Origin of the sequence: Bacillus sp. ISL-78 (assembly GCF_018613455.1) — a bacterium.
GTDB classification, from domain to species: Bacteria; Bacillota; Bacilli; order Bacillales; family DSM-1321; genus Peribacillus; species Peribacillus frigoritolerans.
Genome location: NZ_JAGGQC010000004.1, coordinates 445,473 through 463,279 on the forward strand (window position 1 = coordinate 445,473; position 17,807 = coordinate 463,279).

Annotated in this window: 21 protein-coding genes; 14 read left to right on the plus strand and 7 right to left on the minus strand. The window is 38.7% G+C overall.

The window, feature by feature from the left end; all coding sequences use genetic code 11:
* Positions 1-59 precede the first annotated feature (59 nt).
* The 4 genes from J7I96_RS07735 to J7I96_RS07750 all read left to right on the plus strand — a co-directional run bounded on the left by J7I96_RS07735 (position 60) and on the right by J7I96_RS07750 (position 3,462).
* Positions 60-1,556 carry an O-antigen polysaccharide polymerase Wzy family protein gene (locus J7I96_RS07735; protein ID WP_214922596.1) on the plus strand — a complete coding sequence of 499 codons (1,497 nt, stop codon included), beginning with the start codon at positions 60-62 and terminating at the stop codon, positions 1,554-1,556.
* Positions 1,557-1,754: 198 nt separating this feature from the next.
* Complete coding sequence (locus J7I96_RS07740) at positions 1,755-2,006, plus strand: hemolysin XhlA family protein (RefSeq protein WP_214773316.1); 252 nt, start codon at positions 1,755-1,757, stop codon at positions 2,004-2,006.
* Positions 2,007-2,018: 12 nt separating this feature from the next.
* On the plus strand, positions 2,019-2,264 hold the full coding sequence (locus J7I96_RS07745; RefSeq protein ID WP_214773284.1) for a phage holin: 246 nt from the start codon (positions 2,019-2,021) through the stop codon (positions 2,262-2,264).
* A gap of 49 nt (positions 2,265-2,313) precedes the next feature.
* On the plus strand, positions 2,314-3,462 hold the full coding sequence (locus tag J7I96_RS07750) for a peptidoglycan-binding protein (protein WP_214922594.1): 1,149 nt from the start codon (positions 2,314-2,316) through the stop codon (positions 3,460-3,462).
* A gap of 438 nt (positions 3,463-3,900) precedes the next feature.
* Here the strand turns inward: J7I96_RS07750 and J7I96_RS07755 are convergent, their stop codons facing one another.
* Genes J7I96_RS07755 through J7I96_RS07765 form a run of 3 tightly spaced genes read right to left on the minus strand, consistent with a single transcriptional unit; the run spans position 3,901 to position 4,991 of the window.
* Positions 3,901-4,146 (minus strand): hypothetical protein, encoded by a 246-nt coding sequence (locus tag J7I96_RS07755; protein WP_214922592.1) that lies wholly within the window; start codon positions 4,144-4,146, stop codon positions 3,901-3,903.
* A 5-nt stretch (positions 4,147-4,151) separates the two neighbouring features.
* A complete protein-coding gene (locus J7I96_RS07760; RefSeq protein ID WP_214922590.1) occupies positions 4,152-4,772 on the minus strand; it encodes a hypothetical protein in 621 nt (206 codons plus the stop codon).
* A 21-nt stretch (positions 4,773-4,793) separates the two neighbouring features.
* Positions 4,794-4,991, minus strand: coding sequence for a helix-turn-helix transcriptional regulator (locus J7I96_RS07765; RefSeq protein ID WP_214922587.1), 198 nt, complete (start codon positions 4,989-4,991; stop codon positions 4,794-4,796).
* Positions 4,992-5,381: 390 nt separating this feature from the next.
* On the opposite strand from J7I96_RS07765, the gene J7I96_RS07770 reads away from it, so the two are divergent.
* From J7I96_RS07770 to J7I96_RS07780, 3 genes are read left to right on the plus strand one after another with little or no spacing between them, the layout of a single operon-like run.
* Positions 5,382-5,708 carry a hypothetical protein gene (locus J7I96_RS07770; RefSeq protein WP_214922585.1) on the plus strand — a complete coding sequence of 109 codons (327 nt, stop codon included), beginning with the start codon at positions 5,382-5,384 and terminating at the stop codon, positions 5,706-5,708.
* A gap of 12 nt (positions 5,709-5,720) precedes the next feature.
* Positions 5,721-6,920, plus strand: coding sequence for an FtsK/SpoIIIE domain-containing protein (locus tag J7I96_RS07775; RefSeq protein WP_214922584.1), 1,200 nt, complete (start codon positions 5,721-5,723; stop codon positions 6,918-6,920).
* Positions 6,907-7,551, plus strand: coding sequence for a hypothetical protein (locus J7I96_RS07780; RefSeq protein WP_214922582.1), 645 nt, complete (start codon positions 6,907-6,909; stop codon positions 7,549-7,551). The genes J7I96_RS07775 and J7I96_RS07780 overlap by 14 nt, the downstream gene beginning before the upstream one ends.
* Here the strand turns inward: J7I96_RS07780 and J7I96_RS07785 are convergent, their stop codons facing one another.
* A complete protein-coding gene (locus J7I96_RS07785; RefSeq protein ID WP_214922580.1) occupies positions 7,552-8,388 on the minus strand; it encodes a winged helix-turn-helix domain-containing protein in 837 nt (278 codons plus the stop codon).
* Positions 8,389-8,938: 550 nt separating this feature from the next.
* Here J7I96_RS07785 and J7I96_RS07790 point away from each other — a divergent pair.
* The 5 genes from J7I96_RS07790 (at position 8,939) to J7I96_RS07810 (ending at position 13,741) form a co-directional block, all read left to right on the plus strand.
* Positions 8,939-9,787, plus strand: a complete 849-nt coding sequence (locus J7I96_RS07790; RefSeq protein ID WP_214773073.1) for a DUF72 domain-containing protein — start codon at positions 8,939-8,941, stop codon at positions 9,785-9,787.
* 84 nt (positions 9,788-9,871) lie between these two features.
* A complete protein-coding gene (locus J7I96_RS07795; protein WP_214773074.1) occupies positions 9,872-10,699 on the plus strand; it encodes a sulfite exporter TauE/SafE family protein in 828 nt (275 codons plus the stop codon).
* Between the two features lie 16 nt (positions 10,700-10,715).
* The gene (locus J7I96_RS07800) at positions 10,716-12,101 is read left to right on the plus strand and encodes a bifunctional metallophosphatase/5'-nucleotidase (RefSeq protein ID WP_214773075.1); all 1,386 of its coding nucleotides are present in this window, start codon (positions 10,716-10,718) and stop codon (positions 12,099-12,101) included.
* A 61-nt stretch (positions 12,102-12,162) separates the two neighbouring features.
* A complete protein-coding gene (locus J7I96_RS07805; protein ID WP_034310161.1) occupies positions 12,163-12,465 on the plus strand; it encodes a YunC family protein in 303 nt (100 codons plus the stop codon).
* Positions 12,466-12,643: 178 nt separating this feature from the next.
* Positions 12,644-13,741: an HD-GYP domain-containing protein gene (locus J7I96_RS07810; RefSeq protein WP_214922578.1), complete on the plus strand. Its 1,098-nt coding sequence runs from the start codon at positions 12,644-12,646 to the stop codon at positions 13,739-13,741.
* Positions 13,742-13,763: 22 nt separating this feature from the next.
* Here the strand turns inward: J7I96_RS07810 and yunB are convergent, their stop codons facing one another.
* Both yunB and J7I96_RS07820 read right to left on the minus strand, forming a co-directional pair.
* Positions 13,764-14,513, minus strand: a complete 750-nt coding sequence (gene yunB, locus J7I96_RS07815; protein ID WP_095390895.1) for a sporulation protein YunB — start codon at positions 14,511-14,513, stop codon at positions 13,764-13,766.
* 89 nt (positions 14,514-14,602) lie between these two features.
* The gene (locus tag J7I96_RS07820) at positions 14,603-15,586 is read right to left on the minus strand and encodes a M23 family metallopeptidase (RefSeq protein WP_396020069.1); all 984 of its coding nucleotides are present in this window, start codon (positions 15,584-15,586) and stop codon (positions 14,603-14,605) included.
* Between the two features lie 187 nt (positions 15,587-15,773).
* Between J7I96_RS07820 and lipA the strand changes: the two genes are divergently transcribed.
* Entirely contained in the window at positions 15,774-16,688 is a 915-nt protein-coding gene (gene lipA, locus J7I96_RS07825) for a lipoyl synthase (protein WP_034310172.1), read from the plus strand.
* 39 nt (positions 16,689-16,727) lie between these two features.
* On the opposite strand, the gene J7I96_RS07830 is transcribed toward lipA, so the two are convergent.
* A complete protein-coding gene (locus tag J7I96_RS07830; protein WP_214773077.1) occupies positions 16,728-17,390 on the minus strand; it encodes a YhcN/YlaJ family sporulation lipoprotein in 663 nt (220 codons plus the stop codon).
* A gap of 112 nt (positions 17,391-17,502) precedes the next feature.
* Between J7I96_RS07830 and J7I96_RS07835 the strand changes: the two genes are divergently transcribed.
* On the plus strand, positions 17,503-17,778 hold the full coding sequence (locus J7I96_RS07835; RefSeq protein ID WP_034310177.1) for a YutD family protein: 276 nt from the start codon (positions 17,503-17,505) through the stop codon (positions 17,776-17,778).
* The last annotated feature ends 29 nt before the right edge of the window (positions 17,779-17,807 follow it).

The following is a 17,807-nucleotide window of genomic DNA, read 5'->3' on the forward strand; positions in this document are numbered from 1 at the left end:
TGTTTTCAGACAATAGTTAATGATATACTATCCTAGACTATTTTTTTGAGGGGTAGAAAATGTTTATTTTAACTAGGTGTGTGTTGTTAATAGGTTCATTATTATTCTTTTTAATAGGGGTAGGATTTCAGAACCCTAAAGTTTTATTAATAGCTACATTGATTATTTTTTCTCACAATATAATTTATTCACTTAACAAATTCTTTGAAAAAATTATATTTTTTTGTTTTAATGTAACATTTTTTATTTTCTTGATAGGGAGAATGATTGTTACAGAATTTTTCGGATATAAGAGTAACTTATTGGGGGTTTTCGGATTAGCGTTTTCTGATTTAGAAATTGTTAATGTGGTTATTATTTGTCTATATCTTAGCCTATTAGCGATTTATATCGGCTATGTACTCATCCAAAAAATCGATTTGAGTTTTTTAAAACAAAAAAAAGAATTAAACCCTGGGTATGTTAACGCACTTAGACTATTCAGCTTAATGTTTTTCTTTTTTAGTATGGTTTTCCGTTTAATATATGTTTACCAAATGCAACAAGCAGCTGTCACGGAAGGTTATTTTGAAAGCTTCGCAAATTTCAGATCATCTCTTCCAGGTGTTTTAGAAACCATAAGCAGAATGTATGATGTAGCTTTTTTTGCGTATCTTGCAACAATGCCTTCTAAAAAAAGAAGCTTTTTCCCGGTGATGTTGTATATAGTCGAGGGATTTCTTTCAGCTTTAGCAGGAAGACGTTCAATCTTTATGCTTAATTTATTAATTGTGTTCATTTACTATTGTGTAAGAAGTATAACCACTAAAAAGAAAGATCCAACTAATCAAGTAATTAAAAAAGAAAGAAAGTGGTTCGGTAAGTTTGAATGGATATTAGGTATAGTTGCATTACCAGTATTATTAACCTTTATGACCGTTATAGGAAAGTTAAGGTCTAGTAATTGGCAATCAACTGAAAAAATAAGCTTTTTGGATTCTATATATGAATTCTTTTATACGCAAGGTATTAGTGTAAATCTAATAGGTTACACCCAATTGTATGGGAACTCTTTACCTGAAGGGAAATGGTATACTTTTGGTCCATTATTCGAGTTTGTAGATAATAGAATAATAAGACCTATAGCAGGAATGCCTGAACTTTTTGGGCAAACAGTTGAAAGAGCTATAGACGGTTACTTATATGCGCATGCATTGTCGTATGTAATAATGCCTGATTTGTATTTAAAAGGAGTAGGATACGGTTCTTCGTATCTGGCTGAACTATTTAAAGACTTTTCATTTACAGGAGTGTTTGTCGGTAGTATAGTGTATGGCGCCTTAATATATGTTCTTTTTTATATGCTTAAAAACTCCAATTATATATTAATTATCTTTACATTAATGATGATTAGATCATTATTATTTGCACCTAGAGGGGCATACCTGTCCTTTATAGTATCTTCTTTCTCAATGCCTAAAATTCTTGCTGTGATTTTCATTATTATTGGTGCAAAGTTATTATATTCATTAATAGGTAATCGTAAGATGAAGTTTAAAAGAATAACGTGGAATTAACGTGTATATACACGTATAGAAGTATGAAATGGCAGGAACAAACTGTGCGGTACTGAAAACTAAATAGCAATACAATCCAAGTCGTCCACAAGGGCGGCTTTTTATTATGTATAAAATCAACCTAGACATACAGAGATAGAGAGAATTTTATGTTAAAGGGGGTCATGAACATTGAACAATACGGAGGTGCCTCATGACATGAACGTTTACGAGAAAGAATTAGCTGAATTGAAAACAGATTATAAAAATCTTGAACAACGTGTTGGAACTCTAGAGAGAACAACAGACAGACATGATCAGCAAATCATTAATATGACAGAAAAACTAAATAAGATTGATGATAATACGACCTGGATAAAACGGACCATTACTGGTGCCATTATTACTGCAGTTAGCACGGGAATTATTGGTGGAACTATAGCAATTGTATTTGGTGTTTGGAAAGGATAAGGGGGAAATAAAATGGATAAGGCAAAACAATATGTAGCAATGATTGGCGGTGCTCTTGGGGCACTGCTTTTATTTTTTCAATCATTAGGTTTTCAAATTGAATGGTTCAATGAAAATACGATCAATTCATTTATTAACTTTTTAACGGCTGCAATACCCCTGGGATTTGCTTTGTATGGAGTATATAAGAATCAATATTTAGTGACTAAGAAAGCTCAAAAACAAGAAGAAGTCTTGAAAAAGAATGGATTAAAGTAAGCTGCCCCCTGGGTGGCTTTTTATTTTAAATTAAAAGGAGACGATGGAAATGAACTTTATTAAACTTCCTCAATTAGTCGATATGAGAGGGAAATTAGAATCAAAAGGCACTTACTCAAAGCGAACCAAATCCATTACTCATCGTGTATGGCATCATTCATTAACTAAAAAGGGGTTAGCTGGCTCAGATGCTGCAAGCTTTGCCAAGTACCATGTGCTTACACTAGGATGGCCTGGATGTGGCTATGCGTTGGTTATTGAGCCAAAAAATATAATTAATACTCCGAATGGTAAAAGGGCTAGGATTGTATATGCAAACGATATTAACAAACGTACCTACCACGTTGGAAACAGCAATCAATTCTCACTTGGAATTTGTGTTGCTGGTGATTATCGCTATGACAAGATGGACGATGCCACTCTTGCAAGTATTGCAGAACTTCATGCTGCACTCGTTAAAGATGGGATAGGAAAGTATGATAAAGCCCATAATGAAATGCCAGGTTATAGTTGGAAAGCTTGTTGTGAGTACAATTATAGGGGTGCATTTGATTGGAAAGGTTCAAAAAATCCATCCAAACCGGAACCGGCTCCTGATGTTTATACAATCCAAGAAGGAGACACTTTATGGAGTATTGCACATAAGGATGGAGCAGGTGGCGTCCAAGTGGAGGATCTGATTAAAGCAAATCCAGGCATAAATCCAAATAAATTAAAAATCGGTCAGAAAATCAATTTTGGAAATGCTAAAGAGGTTATTATTCAACCTGATGTAAAAGAGGAAGACGAATCTTCAAACAATGGAGATGAAGTGATTAAATCCATTCAAAAAACCTTAAATAGCCGTTATAAATCTGGCCTTATTGTGGATGGAATTAATGGTATTAAAACTAAAACTGCATTAATCAAAGCATTACAAACTGAACTTAATAAGCAGTTTAATAAAAAACTTGTAGTGGATGGTAAATGGGGAGCTAAAACAAGGGCTGCAATAGTTACTGTCGAAAAAGGCGCAAAAGGCAATCTTACTTGGATCCTGCAGGCTGCACTTTATTTGGAAGGTTATAATCTTGGATCAATTGATTCTATCTTTGGTAAAGGTACAGAATCGGCTTTATATAAGTTCCAGAAAGCACGTGGTATTTCAGCTGATAAGAAGGCAGGCAAAGCTACCTTCACGGAATTGTTTGCTGCATAATAAAAAGCGGGAATATAAAGGGTTATAATGGTTACAATACTAATGTGACTGGCCCTCACAAGTTTTACTCATTGTAAAGCCTTCTCTATATGGAGAGGGTTTTTTTGTTGTGTAGGATGAATACAAAAGAATAATATGGATACCATAAGTTTAGACCTTGTTTTTAACTGCGAAACATCGAAAAGCCCTTACTCGCTGAGTAGGGCGCTTTTTGTATTATAGGATGAATAATTAAAAGTGGAATGGAGATAATTATTATTGTACTATCCCTAATAGTGCGCCATTCAGAAAAGCCCTTCTGTAGTGAGAGGGCTTTTTTTATTTGTCGTGTTGGTGAATAAAAGCCATCTATTCGTGGCATAGTATTAATAACCTAACGGTTAAAAGCAACTTATTGCAGATAGTCCCTGCCAAGCTGGTAGGGGCTTCTTTTCCTTATTATTTAGGTTTAACCTTCTTCACTAACTCCGTAATATCAATATCCTCGTTATAAATTACTTCATCTATTCTAAAATCATCACTGGCAGCAAACTTGATTTTAATCTGTTGAATCCATTCGTAGGCCGCAATGGCTGCAGTCCAGTCTGGATCCTTTTTAAAGTCTGAATTCATAACAGGAAAGCTGCCACTTTGTAAAAACTTCGTTCCTTTTGAATGTAAGTAAACCTTGATATTTATATTCATTCTTACTACCTTAAAGAAGAATCATACCAACGTTCACCAATGATCATATTCTCACCATTTTTTGTATAAGTGAATTTTGCTACGTTTTTACCTTCTAAATGATAAGGTACTTCCCAGAACACAACTAATTCACTAATGTCGCCCTCTTTAGCAAGATTAGCTGCTAAATCATCACTATACATTTCAAGTAGAGTTTTAGTCCTCTTTGCATTGTTCTTTGCATCCCATTTCAGATGTGGTAAAACTATATAACTCCCGTCATTAAGCCCTAAGTTCTCATTAACGTCTAATTCTTCAACCTTAGTAAAATTATAATTTATAATCCCTTTAGCCTTTTCTTCAATTTCTTCTTCCCGAGTTATTTCCACATCCTCATCATTAGCCTCGGGTTCCTCCACAGTTGGTTCAGTATAAGTTGTTTCAACTTCAGGTTCTGTATCATCTAAAGATTCTGCTTCTTCATTGGATATCGCGATAAATGCAACGACAACAAGTAAAATGAACGATCCGACAGATGATAATAACATTTTCTTAACTTTCCCTGTTTTTCTAAAGGCTGATATTATTGCTGCAAGGATAAAAAATACTGTGGCAAAACTAAAAAGTAATCCTAAAAATCTAAACATTGCTGTCCCTCCATCAAATGATTATTCCGTATCTTCTTCATATAAATCATCGACCTTCACTCCTAATAATTTAGCTAATTTATAGGCTTTAGGCATTGGGATGTAACTTTCTCCAATTTCATAGTTCCTCAATTGTTTTGGTGAAATTTCTAATTTTTCCGCAACAAACCCCTTTTTTAGCCCACGATCCTTAATCAACTTTTCAATATTACATTTCATCTAATCACCCATGGTTATTATTCTATATTCATTCTCCAATTCCTTTATGTAAACTTTATTACTGAAAAAACTATAAAAAAACTTCGTAAGACAGGCAATAAAATTTCCTATCCACATAGGCTATTAACATGAAACCTACACAGTTGATAAACAGCAGCTAAACAGTAGTGTAATGAATTCGGATGATTTCAAAATCAATTCCGTAACAGATTCAACATATTTGAGTAAGTGCACTTAAACAAGGTATAAAGCAAGTACAGCAACAAAAACAAAATCTGTTAAAGAAGAGTGGCCGAATGAAATGAGGGGAAAACGACCGGTGCCCATTTGAATAAAGTTTTATACATGAATTCTGAAAAAAATAAAATATTTTTTTGGGAGTTGAGCAGAATGTTCAGAAAACAAAAAATAGAGACCATCGACTTTAAAACGTTCCTGGCGGGGAATCGCGTTAAGCAGTCGAAGAGTCTCTTTAATAACAGTATATACGGATTTATGCCGACGATTACAATGAGTGGATTCTTTACTCCGGACATAGCAGGCCTCTACGCTGTTGTCCTTGGAGTAGGTGCTATTGCCTTATTATCACATTGTCTTGAAGTTACCGCGGCAAATCACGGTCACGAGAACCTTGCTGCAACAATTGAAACAGTTACACGACTTGCTTTTCCTATAGGTGGTTTTAGCTTTATTCTTTGGTTCTTATTTTCATTATAAGGAGGCGGCAACATGTTGAGGGAATTTCTATTCAAGTCGAGGGCAAAAAGTGAGCTTATAAAGGCATTCCGGAGTGCTGGCCTATTCAAGCATTATGTGAGCAAGGGCGGCAATGAGCGAACTATTTATCCTCAAATACACGATATCTACCTAGATAAATTTGATAAATCCCTACGTTATACATTCACATTGCTAAATGGAATGGATCCTAAAGAAATAAAGAAAAAGGAATATGTATTTAAACAGCATTTTGGCAAAAGTATTGAAATTGAAGGTGATTTAAAGAAGTTTATCCTAACGATTCATGTTAAGAGCTTACCTAAATCTGTCTCCTACGATTTTAAAGAGATACTGCAGGTAATCGAACAAGATAATATAACCTTCCCTATTGTGGCTGGTAAGGATATTCATAATAAACTACGTCTTTATGATGCTACGAATAACCCTAACTTACTGATTTTTGGTCAGCCGGGTAGTGGCAAAAGTTCCATTCTACATTCTATTCTTTGTACCTTGCTTCAATTGTACAGTCCGAATGAACTGCAGCTATATCTAGCAGATTTCAAAATGTCGGAGTTCAATTTATACGAAGGCGTCAAACATGTGAAAAGTGTTAGTTATCTTCCCAGGGAGTTAGGGCCTGCCTTATCACATTTGAAAACTGAACTAACAAAGCGAGGACAATTATTAAAAGATCATGCAGTCCGGCATATAAACAAATTGCTTGAAGATAAAAAACCGCCTTACATTGTTCTCTGTATAGATGAATTCGTCATGATAAAAGACGATGATATTATGGCGGACTTACTTCAAATCGCTTCTCTTGGTCGTGCATATGGCATTTATTTAATCCTTTCAATGCAAAGGCCTTCACATAAAATTCTAAGCACAGATGTGAGAGGCGTTTTATCAGTCAGGATGGGTTTCCGTACTGTTGACCTTCGAAATGCCATGATTGGCGAAACTCCAGGTAGTGAAAAAATCAGTAAGGATGAGCCAGGAAAGTTTCTGCTGAATTTAGATGAATTAACCGAACTTAAAGCGCCATATCTGGATGAAGATAAGACAGAGAAAGTCCTGGCAAACTTCAAATCAGAATACTGGAGAAACCATAGCTTTAAGAAAATAGTGGATAAAAATGAATCTAATGATAATCCAATGGAATTAAGCAAGCGAATTACTGAAAAGGATGTGTTTAATGATGTTAACTAACCGAGATAAAGCAATCATTAAGGACCTTAATAAATTTCGTGTGATGGATCGTGATTCGATTGCGGAATTACATTTCAGTAATTTGAAGAATCCCGGGTATGCTGCCAACAACGTTCTATTACGATTATTAAGGGATGGAGAAATTCAGAGAAGCACCGCATTCGTACCTTATTGTTACTTTGGGCCAGACGTCCACATGAAGCAAAATAGTGCGAAAATAGGTCACTTTCTAGCGATATTAAATGTTTATAAAGAAATGAAGCAACTTGGTGAGCTGTATTCGTTTCTCGTTGAACCTAAGTATGGTAAGAAAGGTGAGGGAGCTGAACCGGATATTTATTGCTACTTTAGAAAGACACCTTTTTTCATCGAAGTTCAGAGAACTATTTACAGCGAAAAACAAATGAATGATAAGTTAGCTCGGTATGTGGATTTATTTAATAGTGGCGTATTAGCTGACAGTCCACATGTGCTTATCATTTCTGATCAAAGATATGCAATAGATGGTGAATACCCATTTAAAATATTCCAAGCAGAGTCCTTCACACAATTTATCCAATCTTTAAAGCAGGTAACTATCCCTGCACCTATAAAAGTAAATTCAGGCGGCTTAAAAAGGGTTGTTAGATAATCAATTCATAAACTCAGCATCAAAGTATAAATCGTTCATAAGCTTGTTCACAATCCCGTTGAAATAAGCAAACTGTCCCTTATGCATCTTAACTCCACTCTTAACCTTCATAACAAATTCCTTGAACGCTTTGGTGCCTATCTCTATTTCTTGCTCCCTTGTGAATGCACGTTTGTTAGTAGAATAATCAACCACTCTATTACACTGCTTAATAACCTTCCAGAATTCCTGTATAGTTTCAGCTTTTTCGTAGAAAGAACCAACTAGATTACTAAATACACCTGGAACCCAATGGGCTACGAAATTCGCTTGTTTTAAAGTGTTTTCTGGAGAATTATCCAAATGAGAGAATTGAGCAACGGCTTTACGTTTATTGTTTTTAATATTTTGTTTTAAGAAAGTAGTAGTTGTCTTAATGGCCGGACACTTCTTGGACTTTTTCACAGGGGTCTTGCCGGTCATTTCATCTTTCACAGGTTGAATAATGATGGCATTAGCTGTTTGCATCATATCCTTTTTTCTCTTCATAGGTACCTGGCGGATCATACCAAGGTCTTCAAGTTTTTTCATTAAACGTTGAACGGTTTTATAAGAAATTTCAAGCTTAGCTGCAATGGTATTCTTACACATATAGCTCACACCGATTTGCTTGCAACTGTGACGTTTTAATAGCTCCAGGAGTGCAATAAGTCGTGTTTGAACATCGGAACGCTTTACGTCCACACGAATGAGGTCTCTGTAAACTCGTACCGTTTTATTTAATTCTTCAATATCTGTGAAAGAGGATAAATTGTTATATGATTCTTCATTTGCGATTACATCAATTCGTTTCTTCATTTTGCAGTCTCCTTAGACAACAAAAAGCAACGGCCCCTATGTAAGCAAACCGTTGCTAAGAAACCCATGATGTAATAAAATACATCTAAGGGTACAGCAAGTGTTTGCCTATCGTGAGTAGGCGGACGGTATAAGAGTGCGACCAACACTACTTATACACGCTGTGCTCTTTTGTTTTAGTTATACTTTTTCATGCCGGATTCGTGCCGATTTCGTGCCGACTCCACTTGGTTTTCATTGATTTAAAATGATGATATAATAATTAAAAACGTTGATTTTACACCGGCTTTCTTCTATATATAAGGGATTCTGATGTTGTCCATTTATCAAGTTCGAAATGGAAGGCTCCATCGGATAATAACCGACTGGCCTGCCTGTAAGGCGATTTAGAATAACCATTCATACAAAAGCCTGCCGGGCATGACTGGCAGGCTTTTTGTTTTGATATTCCACACCCTTATACGGAAGATTAGATATGGCTCAATAAGGGTAAAAAATAATAAAAGAAGAAGTCAGGAAATGGTCCTGTCCCAAAGGAGTGATGATGCAGATGATTTATGTTGGTGTGACCGGTTGGGGTGATCATGATAGTTTATATCATGGAGGTGTTTCCCAACGTGAAAAACTCAAAGAGTACGGCGCTCATTTTCCCATTGTGGAGGTGGATGCCTCATTCTATGCAGTCCAGCCAAAGAGGAACAGTGAAAAATGGGTATCCGATACGCCAGCATCATTCCAGTTTGTCGTTAAAGCCTACCAAGGGATGACAGGACATCAACGTGGGGAAATCCCATTTGAAAGTAAGAAGGAGATGTTCAAGGCGTTTTGCGACTCACTAGAAGCATATCGGAAGTCCGGCAAGCTCGCGATGGTCTTATTTCAGTTTCCGCCATGGTTTGATTGTAAACGTGAAAATGTGAATTATCTGCGATGGTGCAAAGCTGAAATGGGCGATATCCCAGTTGCCATAGAGTTCAGAAATCAAAGCTGGTACAGGCCCAACGTAATTCAGCCAACTTTGGATTTCATCGAAAAGGAAGGCTGGATCCATACTGTATGCGATGAGCCGCAGGCTGGTGAGGGATCCATTCCTGTCGTTTTGCATGCCACCGATAAAGATAAAACCTTGGTACGCTTTCATGGCCGTAACCTGCATGGCTGGCAAAGGCCTGCTTCGGGGGATAATTGGCGTGAGGTCAGGTACCTATATCGATATAATCATCAGGAATTGACTGAATGGGCGGAGAAAATCAGGATATTGGAAAAGGAATCCAAGGAGTTATATGTCCTGTTCAATAATAACTCGGGCGGGGATGCCGCTGATAATGCCAAACAGATGATTGAGTTGCTTGGTATAGAATATGAAGGGCTGGCTCCTAAGCAGCTTGGTTTGTTTTAAGAGGAATTATATAATGAATAATGAGATGATGTGACAAGCTAGTAGAGGCAATATCCTCACAAACAGGTAAAGGCGGATTTTTTCATGGTATGGTTAGTATTAGTGGGTATTGGATTATTAGCGGGATCAATCGGCGCTCTTGTCGGTCTGGGAGGCGGCATCATCATTGTGCCTTCCCTTTTATATTTAGGAACATCTACAAATATTATCGATGAGCTGACTCCACAGGTCGCCGTTGGTGTTTCAACCGTAATCATGATTTTTACCGGCTTATCTTCCACTCTATCTTATTTAAAACATAAGGTGGTGGATTATAAGGCCGGCTTAATCTTTTTCATTGGCAGTGCACCTGGTGGAATAATGGGGGCCTATGTGAATAAAAACCTTAACGCCGAAGCTTTTTCATTGTACTTTGGAATTTTCATGGTTTTCATGGCCATCGTGTTATTAGTGAAAAATCGTTTGAAGCCCATGCTTTTCAAGCCTGGAAAAGGGAAAATAGTGAAAACGTATAAAACCGAAAATGGACATTCATTTTCCTATGGTTACCACCCCCTGTTAGCTGTATTTATTTCTTTTGTCGTGGGATTCAGCTCCGGGTTATTTGGAATTGGCGGCGGAGCCTTAATGGTACCCGTCATGATGCTTCTTTTCTTCTTCCCTCCGCATATGGCTGTAGCGACTTCGATGTTCATGGTATTTCTATCTTCCATCACTAATTCGATTACGCATATTTCCCTTGGAAATGTAAATTGGCCATATGCTTTTGCCCTGATTCCGGGTGCGTGGTTCGGTGCTAAATTGGGCGCATTCATAAATACGCGCCTAAAGAGTGCATCGCTGGAAAATATATTGAAAATAGTGCTGATAATCATTGGTTTACGTCTAATATATCAAGGCATTACAGGATAAACGAGGAGGAAAAATGATGTCAGAAATCATTCATTTGTATCACACCAATGATCTCCATAGTCATTTTGAGAATTGGCCTCGTATTGATAAGTTTCTTAAAGAAAGAAGACAACTTCATCAAGAAACGGGAGAAGAAGCGATCATACTGGATATAGGCGATCATGTGGACCGCTGGCATCCATATACAGAAGGTACGTTGGGTAAAGGGAATATTGAACTGCTTAATGAAGCGGGCTACCAATATGTGACCATCGGCAATAACGAAGGGATCACTTTACCTCATGATGCATTGGACTCCTTATATGATCAAGCAAGGTTCAAGGTCTTGGCAGCCAATATTTATTATGGTGATAATGAAAGGCCGGAATGGGCGCTTCCATTTTGGATACATACAACGGTAAAAGGCACCAAAATCGCGATGATAGGTTTGACAGCCTTTTTTCAAAAGTTTTATTCTGCGATGGGCTGGGAAATAACGGAACCATTCATGGAGTTACAGGCACAGCTCGAAAGGGTCAAAACAGAGGCGGATGTAATCATCATCCTTTCCCACCTGGGCATCAATGATGATGAGAGGATGGCAAGGGACTTTCCGGAGATTGACATTATACTTGGCGCGCATACCCACCACATCCTCCACCAAGGTAAATTGATCAATGACACACTCCTTTGCGGGGCAGGGAAATATGGTTTTTTTGTTGGACAGGTGGAAATGACCGTCAATCAGGAAAAGAAAATTAGCCAGAAGAGAGCCATTCTTTATGATACCAATGATTTTTTGGAATTGGAGAATGAACGTTCATGGATTGAAGAAATATACCAGGCCGGGGGGGAATCGCTAAAACAGGTTGCTGTGCACTTACCGATGGCACTGGATAATGAATGGTTCAAACGAAGTCCTTTGACGGAAATTCTTGTTGAGGCCCTAAGGGAGTGGAGTCAGGCGGATTGTTCCTTTTTGAATGCAGGTCTTCTGCTCGAAGGGCTTCCGAAGGGACCTGTCACAAAAGGAGATATTCACAGAATCTGCCCACATCCCATCAATCCGTGCGTAGTTGAAGTCGATGGGAATGAATTAAAGGAAATCTTAATGCAATCGAGAAATGAAGAGTGGCCTCATATTCAGGTGAAAGGTTTCGGTTTCCGCGGAAAAATCATGGGAGCCATGCATTATGATCAAATTGAATTTAACGAAATGGAGAATGGAATCGTAAAAGAGATCCTTATAAAAGGAGAGAAACTGCAGGCGGATAAGTCCTATAAATTGGCAATACCTGATATGTTCACGTTCGGGCACTTCTTTCCAAGTATCCATCGCTCCAATTGCAAAGAATACTTACTGCCGGAATTCTTACGGGATATCCTTTTATGGAAGCTGAAAAAAATATACACGAACCCCTGATACAAAATCACGGTTTTGCCCTTTTTTTCATAAAGTATGGGGAAGGAAGGGGCGAAACCAATTGATTAACATGATCCCAATAATTCTTGATAATCATACATTCCTAGCCATTTCTGTCCGACTGCCGAAAACGAATTTACTTGCTGTCGCGTCCGAAAAGGGGTATATAATGTGCGGTGCGTTAGATGTTGGACTGCTGAACGATAAATTGAGAGATCGTAAAATCCTTGCAGGGAGGGCCACAGGGGTTAAATCGATTGAAGAGTTATTGGAAGCGCCGCTTGAATCAGTTACCTGGGAGGCTGTTGAAAAGGGCATACATCCAGGAATGATTGGTAAAGAGGCATTAATCAAAATGATTTGAAAAGGTGGGCTTTCTTTCTTCCGGAGGGGGCCTTATTTTTTTTACCAAAGTAAATGCTGATATTTTTTCAATAAATATGTTCTAACGGATTCATTTATAAAAATATGTTCCGATAAAACTTAAAAAGGAAAGAATCGGTATGAATTACAAATATTGAATGGGGAAACGGAGTACAAGTATGAGGCTAGCTATTACAAAGTCCCTAAGACCTGGAGCAAGGCTCGGTAAAAACATCTATAATGAGCAGGGCCATATCCTATTGTGCCAGGGCCTTACATTAACGCAGAAGATGATCAATCGACTGGTTTCCCTTAATATTCCCTTTGTTTACATTCAAGATTCCAGGACGGATGACATTATTCCAAAGCCCCCAGTTTCCGGGAAACTTAGAAGAGAAGCCATTAAAACAATTGAAACCACTTTCCTGGACATGAAAAATAAAATGAACCTGGATGGATCATTCACGATAGAGCAGGCTAACGTCAAATTAACTCAAATAGTCCGGAACATCATGGGCGAGCTGAAAAGGAATAAAGAGCTAATGACTTTATTGGCCGACGTTTATACATACGATGACTATATCTTCACACATTCCTTCAATGTGACCTTATATACCTTGGCGATAGGGGTGGAATTGAATATCAATGATAAGAATCTCGAAATCCTTGGGCTTGGAGCGATTTTACATGATGTCGGCAAAATGCTCGTGCCTTTGGAAGTCCTCCGTAAACCCGGTAAGCTGACGGAAAAGGAGTTTGAACAAATCCAAAAACATGCCGATTACGGATTTCATCTAATTAAAAATGTTCATACGGTTCCACTTTTAGTTGCGAATTGTGCCTATCAGCATCATGAAAGGTTAGATGGATCTGGATATCCCCGTGGGATAAAAGGGGATGAAATCCATTATTTCGGCAAGATCATTGCCGTTGCCGATGTGTTTGATGCCGTTACTTCCAATCGGGTTTACCGTAAGGCCATGCTGCCGCATCAGGGATTGGAAGTCCTTTATGCAGGAGTCGGGAAAAAGTTCGACAATACGATCATCGAAGCTTTCCGCAGGGCTGTTGCCATTTATCCCAATGGTCTATCCGTCGAATTGAATGATGGGAGGAAAGGGGTAGTATCCTCTCAAAATGAAGGGATAGGAGACCGCCCCATGATAAGGATACTTGAAGAAGATGGCGAGCAGATAAAAGAGCCCTACGAAGTGGACTTGAATAAAAACCTGCAACTGCTCATCATGAAATGTCTCGATATACAAGAACCAGCCTAACCTCAAGGATAAGCTGGTTTTTTCATTCCTTGTTTTCCTTCATGATGGCAGGTGCAACCGAACCGTTTCCGTTACTGAAATAACTTGGAACATCACCTTCGATCAGCAGGCTTCCGACTGTCACTTCCTGGCTCACCTTGGTCTCCTTCGTGAAAGAGGGGATGACGATTTGAATATTGACATCAAAGTCCACGATCAATTCATAATAAACATTATTGATGCCTGCGTTTGTCAGTTTTGTCCTTAAATCGGATTCAACATTCCCGATGACTGACATTTTCACTGGGATTTCAGGTCCGTAATTGGAAAGGAGGTTATTCCCGGTTACGACACCAAATGGTATATAATACACCACACTTTTATATTGTTCATCATTTATTTTGGCTGAACCTGTTTTAAAAGGGTTTCCCTGTTTGATGCCAAGCTTCTTTTGAATATCCTTCGTGATGTTAGCCCGCAATTCACTATATATGACTGGATTGAAGCTATAGGAAGAACTGGAGTCATCACCACCCTTGTTGTTGGTGATGATTTTGTTCATGTCAACCTTGGCTATATTCTCATCAACCGATTCATGAATCGTTTCGGTTGCAATCCGTTTGATTTCATATTCGGCTACACTCATGATCACGGGTTCGATCGATTTGTCCACGTACCAAAGAGTCATGATGCTTGAAATGATGAAAAGGATAAATGAATAGAGAAATACTTTTCGGGTGGGAAGAGGCCCCTTTTTTCGGAATTTCTTCGTTCGAAATCTTTTTCGGAACACGCTTTAGCCCCCTTTACTAATAACTATGCATCAAGTTCAGGGGTTTATGTTCGAATCAAAAAAAAGCAGCGTAAAATTCACGCCGCTCACTATTTCTTTTTGGCGAGATCTTTCCTTTCCCACAATTTTAAATAGGGGTAAGGGTCAAAGCTCCATTCTGTGATTCCGTTGTCTTTGTACATTCCGTAATGAAGATGAGGAGGGAATTTTCCGGAAGTTCCTGGAGGACCGTAGCCCGTACTGCCGACACCCCCGATGACTTGTCCGGGCTCAACGATTTGACCGACTTTCAACCCTTTGGCGAAGCCGCTTAAATGGGCAAAGTAATGATAGGTATTATTTAAATCCCGTATCCCGATCCTCCAACCGCCGAATTTATTCCAGCCTTTCATTTCAATGATTCCATAGCTCGTGGAACGAACGGGAAGGCTATAATCCGCAAAAATATCGGTGCCCTCATGGATTCTTCTTCCGCCCCATCCGCGAGCGCTTCCCCATGTATTCAAGTACGTATAATGAGTCCGCACTGGAACCGGGAAGGCTTTTTCATGTAGATCCAACCGGCCGTATTTCTTATAAATCTCGGCATTGCCGATAATGATGCTGACGGCTTTATCGCGTTTATAATAATCCCACAAGCCGATCCGGATATTATCTTCATCTGCACCATATGCTTGGAGATGCTTCGAAAAAGCATACAATCGATCGGTATCATTAGTGATATCCGCTTTGCCATCACCATTGCCATCCTGGCCCAACCCATCAAAAAATGTAATCGTGAGCGGGTTCACATCGTTTAAGTCTGGATTGAGAGCCCCGCTCCACTTTGAAGGCTCGATGTGGATGCCTATAAAACCTTTTGCCGGCTCTAAATCCCTTCGTGCGGCCCTTAGGCTGTGCTCATATTGATCTGCTCCAGCAAGGTAATACCACGGGATTTGGAGGGCAGCCTCCATATTTTTATATAGCGCCATTCTCCCGGCATAAACATCAGGGGTATTGGCAGCATTGGCGACTTGGCCTGGTGCCAAGATAAACAAACAAGTTATCGTTAGAAGGAATAATTTTTTCAACGGGGCAGGCTCCTTTCATGATATTCTCCGTTATTAAAAGACATCAGTCCATCCATCTTTTATAGTTTTGCTGATTTGGCAATAAACATGAAAAATAAATAATGGGAAACCAACTATAACTTGTATAAATGCTTTTTTATTGTTAAAGTAGGGTGTGTTAATTTCTATAGAATGGAGTGGCATTTTCATGTCTTCTAGAAATAAAGAAATTCTTCGAAAACCAGATTGGTTGAAAATAAAGCTTAATACTAACGAAAATTACCTCGGTTTAAAAAATATGATGCGCGAGAAAAATCTTCACACTGTCTGTGAAGAGGCAAAATGTCCGAATATTCACGAATGCTGGGCAGTTAGAAGGACGGCCACTTTCATGATTCTAGGTGAAATCTGTACAAGGGCTTGCCGTTTTTGTGCAGTAACAACCGGACGTCCGAATGAATTGGATTGGGCTGAACCGGAGCGTGTTGCCGATTCCGTTGTTTTGATGAATTTAAAGCATGTCGTCATTACAGCTGTTGCCCGTGATGATTTAAAGGATGGAGGCGCTGAAGTTTTCGCTGAAACGGTCCGTGCCATCCGCCGCAAAAATCCATTTACATCAATTGAAGTATTGCCGTCTGATATGGGCGGGGTGTTTGAAAATATCAAGACTTTGATGGATGCTAAACCGGATATCCTGAACCATAATATAGAGACTGTCAGAAGTTTATCCGACCGTGTACGGGCTCAGGCCAAGTATGATCGTTCATTGGAGCTTTTAAGAAGAGCCAAGGAACTGTATCCGGAAATACCGACAAAGTCCAGTTTAATGGTGGGGCTGGGTGAAACGCGTGAGGAAATCCTTGAGACAATGGATGACCTAAGGGCTAATAATGTGGATATCATGACGATCGGCCAGTATTTGCAGCCGACTAAAAAGCATTTAAAAGTGCTGAAATACTACACGCCTGAAGAATTTGCCGAACTGAAAGAACGTGCATTGGAAAAAGGGTTCAGCCATTGTGAATCAGGTCCGCTTGTCCGTTCGTCCTATCATGCGGATGAACAGGTTAATGCTGCGGCTAAACATAAGCAGAGCAAAGGTGAAGAATTATTGAAATAGAGTGAAATAAAGGACCGAAAAAATTCGGTCCTTTTGTATTCAACGGTTATCCATTTTTTGATGGATGTTATCGTGATGATCTCTTTTATCGTTAACCATTTCGCCGTTTTCATTTTCACCATCACTCATTTTGTATCCTTGAGGCGACTTCAGCATTCTTTTGATGGTTTGTTCAATCGTATAGTCAATCCCTCTGCTGCCGGATTTCACTGTAGCGAAATTCTCGACATCTTGGGCAAGGGTTTGATAATCATCACTGACATAGACATGATAGTAGCGAGGCACGACGGACATGGCAGTACGTTTAACCTGGTCTGCGGTTTCCGTCCGATCCTTTGCATTGGTATCATATACGACAAGCACTTCCTCATCAGTAACGAGGGTAGCGGCATCATTGACATTTGGAATCTGAACACTCAGTTTAGAGATGACATCAGAAAGTTGTTCACGGTCAATGGAAGCAGCTTTGTTGGAAATGTTACGGCCGTCAATGGTTGCACTATTTGTGCGGGTAAAACCGAAATCATCACTTTTATTGTCATTATTACGATAATCCTCGTCATAATATTGAGTTGGATTATTTACGTTCGTTGGGTTACCGGCATTGTTTTTTGCACCTAGCCCCTGGTCTTTTTCTTTATCAGCACATCCGGTTAGTGCAATAATCGAGCTTAAACCTATCGTTATTATCGTTTTTTTCATCAATAACACCCCCATAACTTTAGGATGAACATATTTCTCTATTTTTCGCTTAGTAATTGATGGGGAATCAGTTATAATTTAAAGAAGGAATTTATATATGAGAGGTGAAAACATGATTAACATCAATAACATGACCTATGAAATAATTGAGGATGAAAGGGAAGGCTATAACGAAGAAGCGTTTAAAGCCAGATACAGTGAGATTTTAACGAAGTATGATTATATAGTGGGCGATTGGGGTTACGGGCAATTGAGGCTGCGTGGATTTTTTGATGATTCCAATCAGAAAGCCACCTTTGATACGAAAATAAGCACGCTGAGTGAATATTTATATGAATACTGCAATTTTGGCTGTCCTTATTTCGTCGTGAAGAAAATAAAGAAATAAAAAGGCCAGAATTCACTCTGGCCTTCCAT